The organism is Erwinia oleae, from assembly GCF_000770305.1.
Classification (GTDB): domain Bacteria; phylum Pseudomonadota; class Gammaproteobacteria; order Enterobacterales; family Enterobacteriaceae; genus Erwinia; species Erwinia oleae.
In genome coordinates this window covers 1-15874 of record NZ_JNVB01000021.1, presented here as the reverse complement: position 1 = coordinate 15874, position 15874 = coordinate 1, and the positions used below count along the sequence as shown (strand labels likewise).

The 15874-nt window shown below is 56.0% G+C and carries 15 protein-coding genes and 1 pseudogene; 11 read left to right on the top strand and 5 right to left on the bottom strand.

Features of this window, described 5'->3' with window-relative positions:
- The first annotated feature begins 101 nt into the window (after positions 1-101).
- Entirely contained in the window at positions 102-1097 is a 996-nt protein-coding gene (dusA, locus tag GS12_RS08880; protein ID WP_034946043.1) for a tRNA dihydrouridine(20/20a) synthase DusA, read from the top strand.
- A gap of 211 nt (positions 1098-1308) precedes the next feature.
- Here the strand turns inward: dusA and GS12_RS08875 are convergent, their stop codons facing one another.
- On the bottom strand, positions 1309-2289 hold the full coding sequence (locus GS12_RS08875; protein WP_034946040.1) for a quinone oxidoreductase: 981 nt from the start codon (positions 2287-2289) through the stop codon (positions 1309-1311).
- Positions 2290-2389: 100 nt separating this feature from the next.
- Between GS12_RS08875 and dnaB the strand changes: the two genes are divergently transcribed.
- The 5 genes from dnaB (at position 2390) to GS12_RS08850 (ending at position 6595) form a co-directional block, all read left to right on the top strand.
- A complete protein-coding gene (gene dnaB, locus GS12_RS08870) occupies positions 2390-3805 on the top strand; it encodes a replicative DNA helicase (RefSeq protein WP_034911458.1) in 1416 nt (471 codons plus the stop codon).
- A 116-nt stretch (positions 3806-3921) separates the two neighbouring features.
- On the top strand, positions 3922-4389 hold the full coding sequence (locus tag GS12_RS08865) for an Lrp/AsnC family transcriptional regulator (protein ID WP_034911461.1): 468 nt from the start codon (positions 3922-3924) through the stop codon (positions 4387-4389).
- Between the two features lie 151 nt (positions 4390-4540).
- Complete coding sequence (locus GS12_RS08860; RefSeq protein ID WP_034946107.1) at positions 4541-5734, top strand: amino acid aminotransferase; 1194 nt, start codon at positions 4541-4543, stop codon at positions 5732-5734.
- A gap of 111 nt (positions 5735-5845) precedes the next feature.
- Complete coding sequence (locus GS12_RS08855; RefSeq protein WP_034911464.1) at positions 5846-6262, top strand: secondary thiamine-phosphate synthase enzyme YjbQ; 417 nt, start codon at positions 5846-5848, stop codon at positions 6260-6262.
- A 3-nt stretch (positions 6263-6265) separates the two neighbouring features.
- Positions 6266-6595, top strand: coding sequence for an MmcQ/YjbR family DNA-binding protein (locus tag GS12_RS08850; protein WP_034911465.1), 330 nt, complete (start codon positions 6266-6268; stop codon positions 6593-6595).
- A gap of 44 nt (positions 6596-6639) precedes the next feature.
- On the opposite strand, the gene GS12_RS08845 is transcribed toward GS12_RS08850, so the two are convergent.
- Positions 6640-7692 (bottom strand): NAD(P)-dependent alcohol dehydrogenase, encoded by a 1053-nt coding sequence (locus GS12_RS08845; RefSeq protein ID WP_034946037.1) that lies wholly within the window; start codon positions 7690-7692, stop codon positions 6640-6642.
- A 165-nt stretch (positions 7693-7857) separates the two neighbouring features.
- A complete protein-coding gene (gene uvrA, locus GS12_RS08840) occupies positions 7858-10689 on the bottom strand; it encodes an excinuclease ABC subunit UvrA (RefSeq protein ID WP_034946034.1) in 2832 nt (943 codons plus the stop codon).
- 288 nt (positions 10690-10977) lie between these two features.
- On the opposite strand from uvrA, the gene GS12_RS08835 reads away from it, so the two are divergent.
- Entirely contained in the window at positions 10978-11532 is a 555-nt protein-coding gene (locus GS12_RS08835; RefSeq protein WP_034946031.1) for a single-stranded DNA-binding protein, read from the top strand.
- 84 nt (positions 11533-11616) lie between these two features.
- Here GS12_RS08835 and GS12_RS08830 read toward each other — a convergent pair whose 3' ends face one another.
- On the bottom strand, positions 11617-12543 hold the full coding sequence (locus tag GS12_RS08830) for an aromatic alcohol reductase (RefSeq protein ID WP_034946028.1): 927 nt from the start codon (positions 12541-12543) through the stop codon (positions 11617-11619).
- 81 nt (positions 12544-12624) lie between these two features.
- On the opposite strand from GS12_RS08830, the gene GS12_RS08825 reads away from it, so the two are divergent.
- Complete coding sequence (locus tag GS12_RS08825) at positions 12625-13023, top strand: winged helix-turn-helix transcriptional regulator (RefSeq protein WP_034946025.1); 399 nt, start codon at positions 12625-12627, stop codon at positions 13021-13023.
- Between the two features lie 6 nt (positions 13024-13029).
- Here GS12_RS08825 and GS12_RS08820 read toward each other — a convergent pair whose 3' ends face one another.
- The gene (locus GS12_RS08820; protein WP_034946022.1) at positions 13030-13947 is read right to left on the bottom strand and encodes a DMT family transporter; all 918 of its coding nucleotides are present in this window, start codon (positions 13945-13947) and stop codon (positions 13030-13032) included.
- A 247-nt stretch (positions 13948-14194) separates the two neighbouring features.
- Between GS12_RS08820 and GS12_RS08815 the strand changes: the two genes are divergently transcribed.
- From GS12_RS08815 to GS12_RS24270, 3 genes and pseudogenes are all read left to right on the top strand, one after another.
- On the top strand, positions 14195-15031 hold the full coding sequence (locus GS12_RS08815) for a transporter substrate-binding domain-containing protein (RefSeq protein WP_034946019.1): 837 nt from the start codon (positions 14195-14197) through the stop codon (positions 15029-15031).
- A 2-nt stretch (positions 15032-15033) separates the two neighbouring features.
- Positions 15034-15732, top strand: coding sequence for a 5-oxoprolinase subunit PxpB (gene pxpB / locus GS12_RS08810; protein ID WP_052118403.1), 699 nt, complete (start codon positions 15034-15036; stop codon positions 15730-15732).
- Positions 15729-15874 (top strand): annotated as a pseudogene (locus tag GS12_RS24270) (allophanate hydrolase); the annotation flags it as partial. The gene pxpB and the pseudogene GS12_RS24270, both read left to right, overlap by 4 nt.

Genomic DNA, 15874 nt, shown 5'->3' with positions numbered 1-15874 from the left:
TGCGCCCCTTTTACCGCCTGCGCGACAGCTTGAGATGATCGCGACAGGGGCGCGTGTTATCATTACGCTGATTTTTTGAACCCATCGAGTTAGCACGCCCTATGACCCAACATCTGCCCGCCCTTCGTTTCTCCATCGCACCCATGCTGGACTGGACCGACCGCCACTGCCGTTATTTTCATCGACAGCTAACGCGTGAGGCTCTGCTTTATACGGAAATGGTCACCACCGGCGCCATCATTCATGGTAAAGGCGACTATCTGGCGTGGAGCCAGGAAGAGCAGCCCGTCGCATTGCAGTTGGGCGGTAGCGATCCTGCGGCGCTGGCGCAATGCGCACGCCTGGCGGAAGCGCGCGGCTACAGTGAAGTGAACCTGAACGTCGGCTGTCCCTCCGATCGCGTTCAAAATGGTCGTTTCGGCGCCTGCCTGATGGGCGAGGCGGCGCTGGTCGCCGACTGTGTGAAGGCGATGCGTGACCAGCTGTCGATTCCGGTCACGGTGAAAACACGCATTGGTATTGATGAACAGGATAGCTACGAATTTCTCTGCGACTTTATTCGTCAGGTTTCGGAGCAGGGCGGCTGCGAGACATTTATCATCCACGCGCGCAAGGCATGGCTGTCGGGCCTCAGCCCGAAAGAGAATCGCGAAATCCCGCCGCTGGATTACGCACGCGTCTATCAACTGAAACGTGACTTCCCGCATCTGACGATGTCGATTAACGGCGGCGTAAAGTCTCTTGAAGAGGCCAGAACGCACCTGCAACACGTGGATGGCGTGATGATGGGGCGCGAGGCGTATCAAAATCCCGGCATACTGGCGCAGGTCGACCGCGAACTGTTTGGCAGCAGCCAGCCTGCGGTTGATTCGGTTGCGGTGGTGCGTGCAATGTATCCCTACATTGAACGGGAACTGGCGAACGGCACTTACCTGGGCCATATCACGCGTCACATGCTTGGCCTTTTTCAGGGCATTCCGGGCGCGCGCCAGTGGCGTCGTTACCTGAGCGAAAATGCTCACAAGCCGGGCGCCAGTATTGAAACGGTCGAACAGGCGCTGGCCCTGGTCGCCGACAGAGTGACCGCCACGGCGTAGAAATCGTGAAAGTGATAACAGTTACAGGTGAGAATGCGGCCGCGATCACATTCTGGCATCTTCATAAGATGAATCCGTGATAACCCATATTTTTTACTTATGAACTCTGCCAGGATGCTCCTCCAGATTCGCCGCCGTACCCTACAAACCGCGCGAACGATAAAAAAGAAAAAAGGGCCTCCTTGCGGGAGGCCCTTGCCATTTCTGCGCATCACGGGATCAACAAACTGGAACCCTGTGTGGCACGGCTTTCCAACGTTTTATGCGCCTGCTGCGCATCTTTTAACGCGAACTTCTGCTGGTCCGGCACGTCCACATTGATAGCACCACTGGCGATCATTGAAAAAAGCTCGTTGCTGGCATTGATCAGTGACTCGCGGCTGGTGATATAGCCGTGCAGCGAAGGACGGGTAACGTACAGCGATCCCTTCTGATTCAGAATACCTAAATTAACGCCGGTTACCGGGCCGGAAGCGTTACCGAAACTGACCATCAGCCCGCGCCGTTGCAGGCAGTCCAGTGACGTCTCCCAGGTATCTTTACCAACGGAGTCATACACCACTCGCACCATTTTGCCGTTTGTGAGTGTCGATACACGTTCGGCCACGTTCTCTTCGCGGTAATTTATGGTGGCCCAGGCGCCCGCCGCTTTTGCTCGTGCGGCCTTCTCAGCCGATCCTGCCGTACCGATTAAACGTGCGCCCAGTGCTTTCGCCCACTGACAGGCGATCAGCCCAACGCCGCCGGCCGCCGCATGGAAAAGAAAAACCTCATCCGGCTGAATCACATAGGTCTGACGCAGAAGGTAGTGAACGGTCAGACCTTTCAGGAAAGAGGCCGCCGCCTGCTCATAAGTAATACAGTCGGGAAGCACGGCGAGTTTATCGACGGGCACCACGTGAGATTCGCTATAGGCACCCAAAGCGGAATGGGCATAAACGACCCGGTCGCCCGGTTTCACCGCTGTTACGCCTTCACCCACGCGCTTTACCACGCCGGCGGCTTCGGTTCCCAGTCCTGTTGGCAACTGTGCCGGATAGAGTCCGCTGCGCATATAGGTATCGATGTAATTGATACCAATCGCTTTGTTCTCAACAACCACTTCACCTGCGGCCGGTTCGGGCAAATCGACGTCGATCAGCTGCATCACTTCCGGGCCGCCATGCTGACTGATTTGTATACGTTTTACCATATTCCCTCCTGTTGATTCCGCGTCATTGAGGGAGGACGACAGGGCACCAAACGGGTATACTTGCGCGTCCGACCACTCAGATTTTTGGTATTGCATCACTATGGCAGGAAATAAACCCACCAACAAATCCGTTGATAAGCGCGAGCCGCGCGATCGGCAGATGGAAGGGCTAAAATTACCGCCCCATTCGCTGGAAGCGGAGCAATCCGTACTGGGCGGGCTGATGCTGGATAACGAACGCTGGGACAACGTTTCCGAGCGCGTGGTGGCGCAGGATTTCTTCAGCCGCCCGCACCGGATGATTTTCGGCGAAATGCAGCGCCTGCTGGAGCAGGGCAAACCTATCGATCTTATTACCCTGTCCGAATCGATGGAAACGCGCGGCGAACTGAGCATGGTCGGCGGTTTTGCTTACCTGGCGGAGCTGTCCAAAAATACGCCAAGCGCGGCGAACATAGGCGCTTATGCCGATATCGTACGCGAACGTGCCGTCGTCCGTGAAATGATCGCCGTGGCTAACGAGATCGCCGACGCCGGTTATGATCCGCAAGGACGCACCAGCGAGGATCTGCTCGATCTTGCTGAATCCCGCGTCTTTCAAATCGCAGAAAATCGCGCCAATAAAGATGAAGGCCCGAAAAGCGTCGATCAGATCCTTGAAGCCACCATCTCGCGCATTGAATCGCTCTACCAAACGCCGCACGACGGCGTAACCGGCGTTGATACCGGTTATCAGGATCTGAATAAAAAGACCGCCGGGCTTCAGCGTTCGGATCTGATCATCGTGGCGGCGCGTCCTTCTATGGGTAAAACCACCTTTGCGATGAACCTGTGTGAAAATGCTGCGATGACGCAGGATAAGCCCGTTCTGATCTTCAGCCTGGAGATGCCCGGCGAGCAGATCATGATGCGTATGCTGGCATCGCTGTCGCGCGTTGACCAGACGCGTATTCGTACCGGACAGCTTGATGACGAGGACTGGGCGCGCATCTCCAGTACCATGGGCATCCTGCTGGAAAAGAAAAACATGTTTATCGATGATTCTTCCGGCCTGACGCCCACGGAAGTACGCTCGCGCGCGCGACGCGTCTTCCGCGAGCACGGCGGGCTGAGCCTGATCATGATCGACTATCTGCAACTGATGCGCGTGCCGTCACTGTCAGAAAACCGTACCCTGGAGATCGCCGAGATCTCCCGCTCGCTGAAGGCGCTGGCGAAAGAGCTACAGGTGCCGGTGGTGGCGCTCTCGCAGCTTAACCGATCGCTGGAGCAGCGCGCTGATAAGCGCCCGGTCAACTCAGATCTGCGTGAATCCGGCTCGATTGAGCAGGACGCCGACCTGATCATGTTTATCTACCGCGATGAGGTTTATCACGAAAACAGCGATCTGAAAGGGATCGCGGAGATCATTCTCGGTAAGCAGCGTAACGGCCCGATCGGCTCGGTTCGTCTCACTTTTAACGGCCAGTGGTCGCGTTTCGATAACTATGCCGGGCCACAGTACGACGACGAATAACCCCGCTGCCGCGCGCGTTCACTCTTCTGTGGTATTGGGAAATAGTGTTGGACAGCGGGACGAAAAATACCGTTAGCTGTCTCACTTGTCCGCCTGAAAAACCTAACGGATCGCAGATGAGCCAGACTGATGAACATGATGTAAAAATACTGACGTTACTGGAAGCTAACGGCCGCCTGACCAACCAGGAACTGAGCGATCTGGTTGGCCTCTCCGCCTCGCAGTGCTCGCGTCGCCGCATCAGCCTTGAGCAGTCAGGACTGATCCTCGGCTATCACGCCAGGCTCTCGCCCGATGCGGTAGGGCTGAGCGTGATCGGCCTGATTGAAGTTCGCCTGCTTAACCACACTGCCGAATACGTAAAACGCTTTCATCACAGGGTGGCCAATGAGCCCGCCATCGTCGACGCGTGGAAAACCACCGGCGATGCTGACTATTTACTGAAGGTGGCGGTGGCGGATCTCCCCGGCCTGAGCGCCTTAATCAGTCAGTTGGTGGCGGGGCATCACAGCGTCTCGCATGTCAAAACCTCCGTGGTGCTGGATCGACTGAAAGAAAACGGTGCGAACGTGATTCAGAAATGAAATGAATTGCTGAAACGGCAATCGTTTTTTTCCGCGTCGGCTCGCAGTAATGCAGATCGGAGGCTGACCTTTTACCTTGAATACGGGTTATAGTGGCAGCCTGCTTTTGTCGCCCAGCGGCAATCTGATTAATAAAACGGAGATCTGCACCGTGTTTCAAAACGTTGATGCCTATGCTGGCGATCCCATCCTTACGCTGATGGAAACATTCAAACAGGATACGCGACCGCATAAGGTAAACCTGAGCATCGGGCTATATTACGACGAACAGGGCACCATTCCGCAGTTACAGGCGGTGGCTGAAGCAGAACATCGCCTCAGTGCCGGGGAGCATAGCGCGTCGCTTTATCTGCCAATGGATGGGTTGCCATCGTACCGCAGCGCTATTGCGCCGCTGCTTTTCGGTGAAGATCATGCCGCGTTAAAAGCGGGCCGTCTCGCGACGATTCAAACCGTCGGCGGCTCCGGCGCGTTGAAAATCGGCGCCGATTTCCTTAAAACCTATTTTCCTCAGTCGCAGGTCTGGGTCAGCGATCCCACCTGGGAAAACCATGTGGCGATTTTCTCCGGCGCAGGTTTTACGGTAAATACCTATCCCTGGTACGACGACGAGACCTGCGGTGTTAAGTTTGACGCATTCATCGCAACGCTGAACACGCTACCGGCGCAGAGCATCGTCCTGCTGCATCCCTGCTGCCATAACCCAACCGGCGCCGATCTTACCGATGCGCAATGGGATGCGGTAACTGACGTGCTGAAAGCGCGCCAGCTCATTCCTTTTCTTGATATTGCCTATCAGGGATTCGGGGCGGGGATGGCGGAGGACGCCTACGCTATTCGCGCCATCGCCGATGCCGGACTGCCCGTACTGGTCAGCAACTCGTTCTCAAAGATCTTTTCACTGTATGGCGAGCGTGTTGGCGGGCTGTCGGTGGTCTGTAACAATGCGGAAGAAGCGTCTCGCGTGCTTGGTCAGTTGAAGGCAACCGTGCGTCGCAACTACTCCAGCCCGCCAAACTTCGGCGCGCAGGTGGTTTCCTGCGTGCTGAATGATCCACAACTGAGGGCGAAATGGCTGGCCGAAGTGGAAGCAATGCGCCTGCGCATTATTGATATGCGTCACGCGTTAGTCGATGTGTTGAGCACGGCGTTGCCCGGTAAAAACTTCGACTATCTGCTTAAGCAGCGCGGCATGTTCAGCTATACCGGCCTGAGCGCGCAGCAGGTTGAACGGCTGCGCAATGAGTTTGGCATCTATCTGATTGCCAGCGGCCGCATGTGCGTGGCCGGACTCAACAGCAGGAACGTGCATCAGGTCGCAGAGGCCTTCGCGGCCGTCATGTAAGCCCTTGCGGCCGGGCGTCGTGTCCGGCTGCTATAACTTTTTCCCTTTTCGGGTTTATCTTTTCGCCTCATGTTACACACTTAACAAACATTTGCGTTAAGGAGTTCAACGATGTGGTATCAGCAAACCATTACCTTAAGCCCCAAAAGCCGGGGATTTCATCTCATTACCGATGAGGTGCTGGGCGAACTGCGCCGCCTGAGCGATGTGCAAACGGGTATGCTTCATCTGCTGTTGCAGCATACCTCCGCTTCGCTGACGCTGAATGAGAACTGCGATCCCACCGTACGCAGCGACATGGAACAGCATTTTCTGCGTACCGTGCCGGAAGATGCACCTTACGAACATGATTATGAAGGCGCCGACGATATGCCGGGGCACATCAAATCGTCGCTGATGGGCGTATCGCTGCTGCTGCCGGTCAGCCGTGGTCGGCTGGCGCTGGGCACCTGGCAGGGCATCTGGCTGGGTGAGCATCGTATTCACGGCGGCGCGCGGCGCATTGTCGCCACGCTGCAAGGGGAATAAACAATGAACGTATCGGATCTTCTCACTTACTGCATGGATAAGCCCGGCGCGGAACAGAGCGTGCACAGCGACTGGAAAGCCACGCAGATCAAAATTGACGACGTGCTTTTTGCAATGGTGCACGAGGTGCAGGGACGTCCTGCCGTGGCGCTGAAGAGTACCCCTGCGCTGGCCGATCTGCTACGAGAAGAGCATAAAGATGTGTTGCCGAGCGAACATTTGAACAAGTCGCACTGGAGCACGGTATTACTGGATGGAACGCTGAAGGATTCGCAGATCTACTATCTGGTGGATGCGTCCTGGCAGCAGGCGCTGAATACCCGAAAAGGGTAAGGAATAGCAGGTGGGGCGGCGGCAAGGCCGCCCCGATTGCGCAATCAGCCGCGCAGCGTATCAATGTCGATAACAAAGCGGTATTTCACGTCGCTTTTCAGCATGCGTTCGTAGGCTTCGTTGATCTCATTCATATTGATCATCTCAATATCTGAAGTGATATTGTGTTTGCCGCAGAAATCCAGCATGTCCTGCGTTTCTTTGATGCCGCCAATCAGTGAACCGGCCACGCTACGGCGTTTGAATATCAGGCTGGCAACATCCGGTGAAGGATGATTATTTTCCGGCACGCCAACCAGCGTCATATTGCCATCACGGCGCAGCAGGTTGATAAACGGATTCAGATCGTGCTCAGCCGCAACGGTGTTAAGGATAAAGTCGAAGCTGTTGACGTGGGCCGCCATCTGGTCGGCGTCTTTAGAAATTACCACTTCATCGGCACCAAGACGCTTGCCGTCTTCGATTTTTGATGGCGAGGTGGTGAAAAGCACCACGTGCGCGCCCATCGCGTGGGCAATTTTCACGCCCATGTGGCCGAGGCCGCCGAGGCCGACGATGCCCACTTTTTTGCCAGGGCCCACTTTCCAGTGATGCAACGGCGAATAGGTGGTGATGCCTGCACACAGCAGCGGCGCGGTGCCGGCCAGATCCAGGTTTTCAGGAATGCGCAGGACGAAGTCTTCGTTGACCACGACCTGAGTGGAATAGCCGCCGTAGGTGATATCGCCGGTTTGACGGTCTTCGCCATTATACGTTGCGGTAAAGCCATTTTCGCAGTACTGCTCAAGCCCTTCATCACAGCTGGCACAGCTACGACAGGAATCAACCATACAGCCAACGCCGACAATATCGCCCACTTTGTATTTGTGCGTATGACCGCCAACAGCCGTTACGCGTCCAACGATTTCATGGCCAGGTACGACCGGAAAAATGGTGTTTTTCCACTCGTTGCGGGCCTGATGCAGGTCGGAATGGCACACGCCACAGTATATAACTTCAATCTGGACATCGTGTTCACGCAGCTCACGTGGCTGGTAGTCAAAAGGGGCCAGCTTCGATTTTGCATCCTGTGCAGCCCAGGCATGAGTGATATTCATGGTATCTCCAGTTATGAAAGCGTTGTAGAGGTAACGCGGAACCATAAGGATAGTCAGAGAGTGGCGAAGCGGGTATACCGAAACCTGTCTGAATCTTGCCTGATCCTGCAAGTTGATGAGGAACCGTGCAGTAAATGGGGCGAAAAACGTCGCCCCATGAGGATTTTACTTGAGTTTAAGCAAGGGCTTAAGGAAGCGGGCGGTATGCGATTCTGCGCATTTCGCCACCGTTTCCGGCGTGCCGGAAACCAGTATCTGCCCACCGCCGCTGCCGCCCTCCGGGCCGAGATCAACAATCCAGTCTGCGGTTTTAATCACGTCCAGATTGTGTTCAATCACCACAATGGTATTGCCCTGATCCCTCAACTGATGCAGAACCTCCAGCAGTTGCTGAATATCGGCAAAGTGCAGGCCGGTGGTTGGTTCATCAAGAATATAGAGCGTCTGACCGGTGCCGCGTTTCGACAGTTCGCGCGCCAGCTTAACGCGCTGCGCTTCGCCGCCGGAGAGCGTGGTGGCTGACTGCCCCAGACGAATATACGAAAGGCCGACGTCCATCAGTGTTTGCAGCTTGCGCGCCAGCGCCGGCACGGCATCAAAGAATTCGCGCGCCTCTTCGATGGTCATCTCCAGCACTTCGTGAATGCTTTTACCCTTGTATTTAATTTCCAGCGTTTCGCGGTTATAACGTTTGCCTTTGCACTGATCGCACGGCACGTAAATATCCGGCAGGAAGTGCATCTCCACCTTAATCACGCCGTCGCCCTGGCACGCTTCGCAACGGCCGCCGCGCACGTTAAAGCTGAAGCGACCCGGCGTATAGCCGCGCGTACGCGATTCCGGCACCCCGGCGAACAGCTCGCGTACCGGCGTGAAAATGCCGGTATAGGTGGCCGGGTTGGATCGTGGCGTGCGGCCGATTGGGCTCTGATTAATATCGATAACCTTGTCGAAATGCTCCATGCCGGTTACGTCGCGGTAAGGCGCCGCCTCGGCAATGGTGGCGCCGTTTAACTGACGCTGCGCAATCGGGAAGAGCGTATCGTTGATCAACGTGGACTTGCCGGAGCCGGACACGCCGGTAATGCAGCTGAACAGGCCAACCGGCAGGGAGAGCGTGACGTCCTTCAGGTTGTTGCCTTTCGCGCCGGTGATTTTCAGCACTTTGCCCGGATCGGCTTTTACCCGTTCTTCCGGTACTTTAATACCGCGCTTGCCGCTAAGGTATTGACCGGTCAGTGAATCCTTCACCGCCATGATATCGTCAACGGTTCCCTCTGCCACAATCTGACCGCCGTGCACGCCTGCGCCCGGCCCGATATCAATCACATGATCTGCCGCGCGGATCGCGTCTTCGTCATGCTCAACCACAATCACCGTGTTGCCCAGATTGCGCAGATGCACCAGCGTTTCCAACAGGCGTTCGTTATCACGCTGATGCAAACCGATTGACGGTTCATCCAGCACGTACATGACGCCAACAAGTCCTGCGCCGATCTGGCTCGCCAGGCGAATACGCTGCGCCTCGCCGCCTGAAAGCGTTTCTGCTGAGCGCGACATCGAAAGATAGTTGAGGCCAACGTTAACCAAAAACTTCAGGCGATCGCCGATCTCTTTCAGCACTTTCTCAGCAATTTTTGCCCGTTGTCCGCTCAGCTTCATGTTCTGGAAAAACGCCATCGCATGGCCGATGCTCATATCAGAAATGGCCGGCAGCGTGGTGTTTTCCACAAATACGTGGCGCGCTTCACGCTTGAGACGCGTACCGTGACAGCTGGTGCAGGGACGGTTGCTGATAAACTTAGCCAGATCCTCGCGTACCGCGGAGGATTCCGTCTCTTTGTAACGGCGCTCCATATTATGCAGCACGCCTTCGAACGGATGCCGACGCACCGAGGTGTCGCCACGGTCGTTGATATATTTGAACTGGATGCTCTCTTTCCCTGAGCCGTAAAGGATCACGCTTCGCGCTTTGTCATCCAGCGAATCAAAAGGGGATTCAACATCAAAATTCAGGTGTTCGGCCAGCGAACGCAGCATCTGAAAATAGTAGAAGTTGCGGCGATCCCATCCGCGAATAGCGCCGCCCGCCAGCGACAGCTCCGGGTTCTGCACCACGCGATCGGGATCGAAATACTGTTGCACGCCCAAACCATCACAGGTTGGGCAGGCGCCTGCCGGATTGTTAAACGAGAACAGGCGCGGTTCCAGTTCAGACATGCTGTAGCCGCAGACGGGACAGGCAAAGTTGGCGGAAAAGACCAGCTCTTCAACGCTGGCATCGTCCATATTGGCTACAACCGCCGTGCCGCCGGAAAGCTCCAGCGCCGTTTCAAACGATTCGGCAAGGCGCTGTTGCAGATCTTCACGCACCTTGAAGCGATCCACCACCACTTCAATAGTGTGCTTCTTCTGAAGCTCCAGCTTCGGCGGATCGGAAAGGTCGCACACTTCACCGTCAATGCGAGCGCGGATATAGCCCTGCGTCGCCAGATTTTCCAGCGTTTTGGTATGCTCGCCCTTGCGCTCTTTGACAATCGGCGCCAGCAGCATCAGGCGATGCCCTTCCGGCAGCGCCAGCACGTTATCCACCATCTGGCTGACGGTTTGCGCGGCCAGTGGAACGTCATGATCCGGGCAGCGCGGTTCGCCGACGCGAGCAAACAGCAGGCGCAGGTAGTCATGAATTTCAGTGATCGTGCCCACGGTCGAGCGTGGGTTATGTGAAGTGGACTTTTGCTCAATCGAAATCGCAGGCGACAGCCCTTCGATATGATCAACATCCGGTTTTTCCATCAGGGAGAGAAACTGACGCGCATAGGCAGAAAGCGATTCTACGTAGCGACGCTGCCCTTCTGCGTACAGCGTGTCAAACGCCAGCGAGGACTTACCAGAGCCCGAAAGGCCGGTGATAACGATCAGTTTGTCGCGAGGGATGATCAGGTTGATATTTTTCAAATTATGGGTGCGGGCACCCCGTACTTCGATCTTATCCATTCACACTTCCCGGAGTTACACGAGCCTCACCGTGCGGACACGGCCAGAATTAAGCCAGTAATTATGGCACAAAATAACCTGATTGGATATACAGTGTTCTTTTGCAGGCGAGGCATGAGACGCGCCGCAACATCAGCGGAAATTTACGATCCGAGGCAGGACGCGGCCTGCAACGCTGCAAACGCGATAAACCCTTTCCGAGCGCTATTCCAAAGTAGGAAGTGCGGGTATGGCATGTTAGAATTTTCGGCTTAGACTTAAAGCAGAACATTCATCGGAGACACGACCATGGCCAGCAGAGGCGTTAACAAAGTGATTCTTGTCGGAAATCTGGGCCAGGACCCGGAAGTCCGCTACATGCCGAATGGCGGCGCCGTTGCCAACATCACCCTGGCCACGTCTGAAAGCTGGCGTGATAAGCAAACCGGCGAAACGAAAGAGAAAACTGAATGGCACCGCGTGGTGCTGTTCGGCAAGCTGGCGGAAGTCGCGGGCGAATACCTGCGTAAAGGCTCGCAGGTTTATATTGAAGGCGCACTGCAAACGCGTAAGTGGACCGATCAGGCTGGCGTAGAAAAATATACTACTGAAGTCGTGGTCAATATTGGCGGCACCATGCAGATGCTGGGCGGACGCCAGAACGGCGGCGGCGCTGGCGCACCGGCTGGCGGCAATAACAACAACGGCTGGGGCCAGCCGCAGCAGCCGCAGGGCGGCAGCAACCAATACAGCGGCGGTGGTCAGCAGCAGCAGTCCCGTCCACAGCAACAGCCGCAGCAGCAGAACAATGCCCCGGCGGGTAACGAGCCGCCAATGGATTTTGACGACGATATTCCGTTCTGATCCCGTTTAATGCTTTTCGTATGCGCGTTGAACAACCCCGCTTCGGCGGGGTTTTGTTTGTCTGAGCGCAGGCTGGCTGTCGTGCTAACCGGCAAGCCACTGTTCAGCGGTAATGGTCGCTATTTTGTGCCGTGCGTTAAAGGTCTCCGACTTATCCCATGCCACGCCGTCAGGGCGCGCAAAGGCGAGGCGGTATTTTGCCGCCACGTCATCGGGACGCGCCTGCACGTCGGCGAGCAGCGTTTCTTTATCCAGCAGCTTTCGCGTGATCTCTCCCTGCCAGCGAGCCTGCATTAAATCGGCAAGCGCCTCGTACGTCAGCGTATCGCCCGCGATGTACACCACTTCATTACGAATTTCTGGCTGGTGGAAAAATATCTCGGCGGTCAGCACACCAATATCTTCTGGCGTGGTCAGCGTCACCGCATTCTGCCAGTCGCCAGGGGCATAAACGGTTTTGTTCGCCGCATCCACCACGCCAAAAGCGGGATCGAACAGATAACTGGTAAAAATGCCTGTTGAAACAATCACCCAATCCGTCTCGCGCTGCGCGCGCAGCAGGTGGCGCACCTCCAACTGCTCATCCCATACCTGCTGCCCACTGCCTTTGCCCACGATGTCGTAGTCAACGCCAAACTGCCAGGGAAAATATCGCGGCACCTTTGCCTGTAATACGGCCTGGGTGATCTTTATTTGCGTTCCCGGCCCGCCAACAAAGCCACTGCAATTAATGACTGCGTCAAACGAGCGGAACAGCGCGCTCAGTTCAGCAACTGACTGCTGCTGTAAATCGCCCTCTACCACCGAAATATTCAAATCCGCTAACGCGTCACGCCGCGCTTTTTGCGAGCCGGACGCAGCATGGGCGGCTGGTGTTCTGAGCAGCACGCTGACTGTGACCTGTGAATGGCTTTGTGCTTTGCGGCTCATTGCCCGCAACACCGGCATACCCAGCTCGCCCGCACCAAGTACTAAAACAGCAATGGCTGATTTTTCAGTTGAATAGGTCATACTTCCTCCTGTTGTGTGACATCAGCCTGACACGTGATGAAAGCGTGTTCAATCAGGCACATCAGTGATACCGGAGGCGAAATGGCGTGGGATCAGGAAGCGGTACTGCAATTTTCTGAAGCGATTTGTGAAGGATTAAGCGATGACGATGATGGCCTGAAGCGGGACATTCTCACCCATGCGGGCAACCGCTGGTCGCTGGGCGTGGTGCATCTTCTGGGCACCCGCGGGCCACTGCGACACGCGGAAATCGGCCGTTTGCTGCAAGGCGTCACGCAGAGAATGCTGACGCGAACGCTACGCCAGCTGGAGCGGGACGGCCTCATCGCCCGCCACGATTTTCAGGAAAAGCGGCCGCGCGTGGTCTATTCCATCACCGATCTGGGTAAAGAATTACTGATTCAGATGCTGCCGCTCTGGCACTGGATCATCAGTTCGGCCGATCGTTTCCGCGCCGCCAGGGCGCGATATGACGAATAACGGGCGTCAGGTGGAGCGCATCACATGGCCTCGTCGCTGGCGGCGATCGCTCCAGACAGCAAAGATCCCGGCCAGCGCGACGATTGAGGCGCCCACCAGCGTTGCCGGTCCTGGCAGACTGCCCAGGAACAGATAGCCAATGACCATCGACCATACCAGCGTGGTGTAATCAAACGGCGCCAGCAAAGAGGCGTCGGTATAACGCAGGCTGAGCGTCACCAGTATCTGCGCCATGCCGCCAAAAAAACCGCAGCCCGTCAGCAATAAAAACTGCGCTGGAGAAGGCATGCGCCAGCCGAACAGCGCCGTCGCCAGACCAATCAGCGTGGTCATCAGGGAAAAATAGAACACAATGGCGCCGGGTTTCTCCATGCCGTTAAGAAAACGAATCTGAACGCTTGAGGTGGCAGAACAGAGCGCGGCGATCAGCGCGAAGACGGCGCCAATTCCCGCGCCAGCGTGCGCGCCACCGGCAGAGAAAAAAGAGCTTCCTGCGGTTAAATTTGCCGAAAGCATGATGATAATGCCGGAAAAACCCACCACAACGGCGATCCAGCGAGCGAGGCGAACGCTCTCTTTTAACAGCAGGGCCGCCATAATGACGGTAAACAGCGGCGCGGCATAGCTGATGGCGGTGGCATCCGCCAGCGAAATATAAACCAGCGCCAGATAGTTAAAATACATTCCGCCGGTGCCGGAAAAACCGCGAATAAAGTGGCCGAAAATATTGCGTGTTTTCAGACTCTCCAGAACCTTACCCTGCATTTTTAACCAGATCAGCAGGGGAAACATGGCGACAAACGAGCGGAAAAAAATCACTTCGCCGGTTGGAATAGCGCCCTGTAAACCTTTAACGCACGCGAGCATTAATGTTGCGCATAATGCAGAGACTATTTTCAGGGAAACGCCCACTCTGGCATTCATGAATAGCTTACCTTCGGATTGGGGAGAGGCGGTTGCAACACCGTATTAAGGGCTACCTTAGAGGGTAAAAAAGCGGAGCGGATAAGAGTATTTTGTTTTCGCCGGATAGATTTTACTTATTACCCGTCTTTCATCGGCTGTCATATAAATCCTGTATCTCCCTACAGGCTTTCCCTCTTACCCTGGCCTGATCCAATGTCGATATAGTCATTTTTCATCCTGTAAAAGCGATTGAGGGTAAACAGCAATGAGACTCAAATATGGCTCCTGTGCACTGGTATTGCCGCTGTTCCTGGCGATGACGTCCGCTAAAGCGGATGTGCTGTCGGATATTAAATCGCGTGGTGAATTAAAATGCGCCGTTTACTCTGACGTGACGCCTTTCTCTTCGCCCGATCCGAAAACGCGTCAGCTGGCGGGGATGGACGTTGATCTTTGCGCTGCGCTGGCCAGACAGATGGGCGTGAAGCTGCAACTGATGCCGACGTCAGTTGAAGCGCGCATCGCGGTCATTGCCACCGGTCGCGCCGACGTGCTGATTGCTAACCTGGCCTACACCAAAACGCGCGGCAATCAGATTCAGTTCAGCGATCCCTATTACGTTGCCAAAGAGATGCTGTTGGTCAAGGAAGCAAACGCCAACAAAACCCTGGCGGATTTTAAACATAAACGCATCAGCGCCACCAAGGGCACAACCTCCGAGCAATCTATCGTGTTGAAAGGCGGCAAGCCGGTAACGTTCCAGGACGCCGCCTCCGCTTTCCTGGCGCTGGAGCAAAATAAAGCCGTCGGTTTTGTCACCAATACCATGACCGGCATGAAAATGATTTCGCAGGCGAAAAAAGACGGCATCAACCTCGCGATGATCAAAGAACCCATGGCGCTCGAACCGATCGGCATCGGGATGAAGCGTGATGAACCGCAGCTGCTCGCCAGCGTCAACAGCAGTCTGAAAGCCATGGACGACAACGGCACCATCGACAAAATATGGAACAGCTGGATTGGGCCCGATACCGAATACAAAATGGTGAGGGAAGAGCGCGTTCAGCCGCTTTCAAGCCTGAAATTCGAACCGCTGGAATAATCATGGATGTGCTGCATGAATTAACGGCGCGTCGTGCGACGACAGGGGAAGACGAGATGAGGCTGTCGACCATGGGCAGCCGCGCATGGCTGATCGAGGCGCCCGGCGCGTTCGATCTCCCCGCGCAGCGGCGTATCTGGTCGCTGGCGCAAACGCTGACGCAGTGCGACGATATCGAAGCGTTAATCCCCGGGGTGACCAACCTGCTGGTGCTGTTCTGCGCCACACCAGACGATCCGGCAGCCACAGAACGCCGCCTGCGCCATGCCTGGCGCACCACGAAAGCGATCGATCCACAGGGCAAGCTGATTGAGATCCCGGTTTGTTACGGCGGCGAGCAGGCTACCGATCTGGAGGCGGTCTGCCGCCATACCGGCTTTTCTCCGCGTGAAGTGATCCGCCGACATCATCAGGGATGCTACACCGTCTTTGCGATTGGCAGCGCACCGGGGTTTGGCTACCTGCACGGGCTGGACCCGCTGCTGGCGACGCCGCGTAAAAAAGTGCCCTCGCTTCATATGCTGAAAGGCACCGTGACCATTGGCGGCCCTCAGGCGGGCGTGTCGGCGCTGACCGGCCCCAACGGCTGGAATGCGATTGGCTATGCGGAGATCGAGGTGTTTGATCCCCTCGCGGCATCGCCTTCGCTGATGGCGCCGGGCGATACGATTCGTTTTGTTCCCGAGAGGATTGAACTGTGATTGAGATCATGCAAAGCGCTGCCCTGAATACCGTGCAGGATGCAGGTCGCACCGCCTGGCGCCATCTGGGCGTGTCGGTGAGCGGCGCGATGGATGCGCTGGCGCTGCGTGCGGGCAATATTCTGTTGGGCAATGCGGAAAA

Coding starts and splice junctions, on each gene's coding strand:
- dnaB (WP_034911458.1), top strand. CDS start 2,390: ATGGCAGGAAATAAACCCACCAACAAATCCGTTGATAAGCGCGAGCCG.
- GS12_RS08855 (WP_034911464.1), top strand. CDS start 5,846: ATGTGGTATCAGCAAACCATTACCTTAAGCCCCAAAAGCCGGGGATTT.
- GS12_RS08865 (WP_034911461.1), top strand. CDS start 3,922: ATGAGCCAGACTGATGAACATGATGTAAAAATACTGACGTTACTGGAA.
- GS12_RS08835 (WP_034946031.1), top strand. CDS start 10,978: ATGGCCAGCAGAGGCGTTAACAAAGTGATTCTTGTCGGAAATCTGGGC.
- GS12_RS08820 (WP_034946022.1), bottom strand. CDS start 13,947: ATGAATGCCAGAGTGGGCGTTTCCCTGAAAATAGTCTCTGCATTATGC.
- GS12_RS08875 (WP_034946040.1), bottom strand. CDS start 2,289: ATGGTAAAACGTATACAAATCAGTCAGCATGGCGGCCCGGAAGTGATG.
- GS12_RS08830 (WP_034946028.1), bottom strand. CDS start 12,543: ATGACCTATTCAACTGAAAAATCAGCCATTGCTGTTTTAGTACTTGGT.
- dusA (WP_034946043.1), top strand. CDS start 102: ATGACCCAACATCTGCCCGCCCTTCGTTTCTCCATCGCACCCATGCTG.
- GS12_RS08825 (WP_034946025.1), top strand. CDS start 12,625: ATGGCGTGGGATCAGGAAGCGGTACTGCAATTTTCTGAAGCGATTTGT.
- GS12_RS08850 (WP_034911465.1), top strand. CDS start 6,266: ATGAACGTATCGGATCTTCTCACTTACTGCATGGATAAGCCCGGCGCG.
- GS12_RS08815 (WP_034946019.1), top strand. CDS start 14,195: ATGAGACTCAAATATGGCTCCTGTGCACTGGTATTGCCGCTGTTCCTG.
- pxpB (WP_052118403.1), top strand. CDS start 15,034: ATGGATGTGCTGCATGAATTAACGGCGCGTCGTGCGACGACAGGGGAA.
- GS12_RS08845 (WP_034946037.1), bottom strand. CDS start 7,692: ATGAATATCACTCATGCCTGGGCTGCACAGGATGCAAAATCGAAGCTG.
- uvrA (WP_034946034.1), bottom strand. CDS start 10,689: ATGGATAAGATCGAAGTACGGGGTGCCCGCACCCATAATTTGAAAAAT.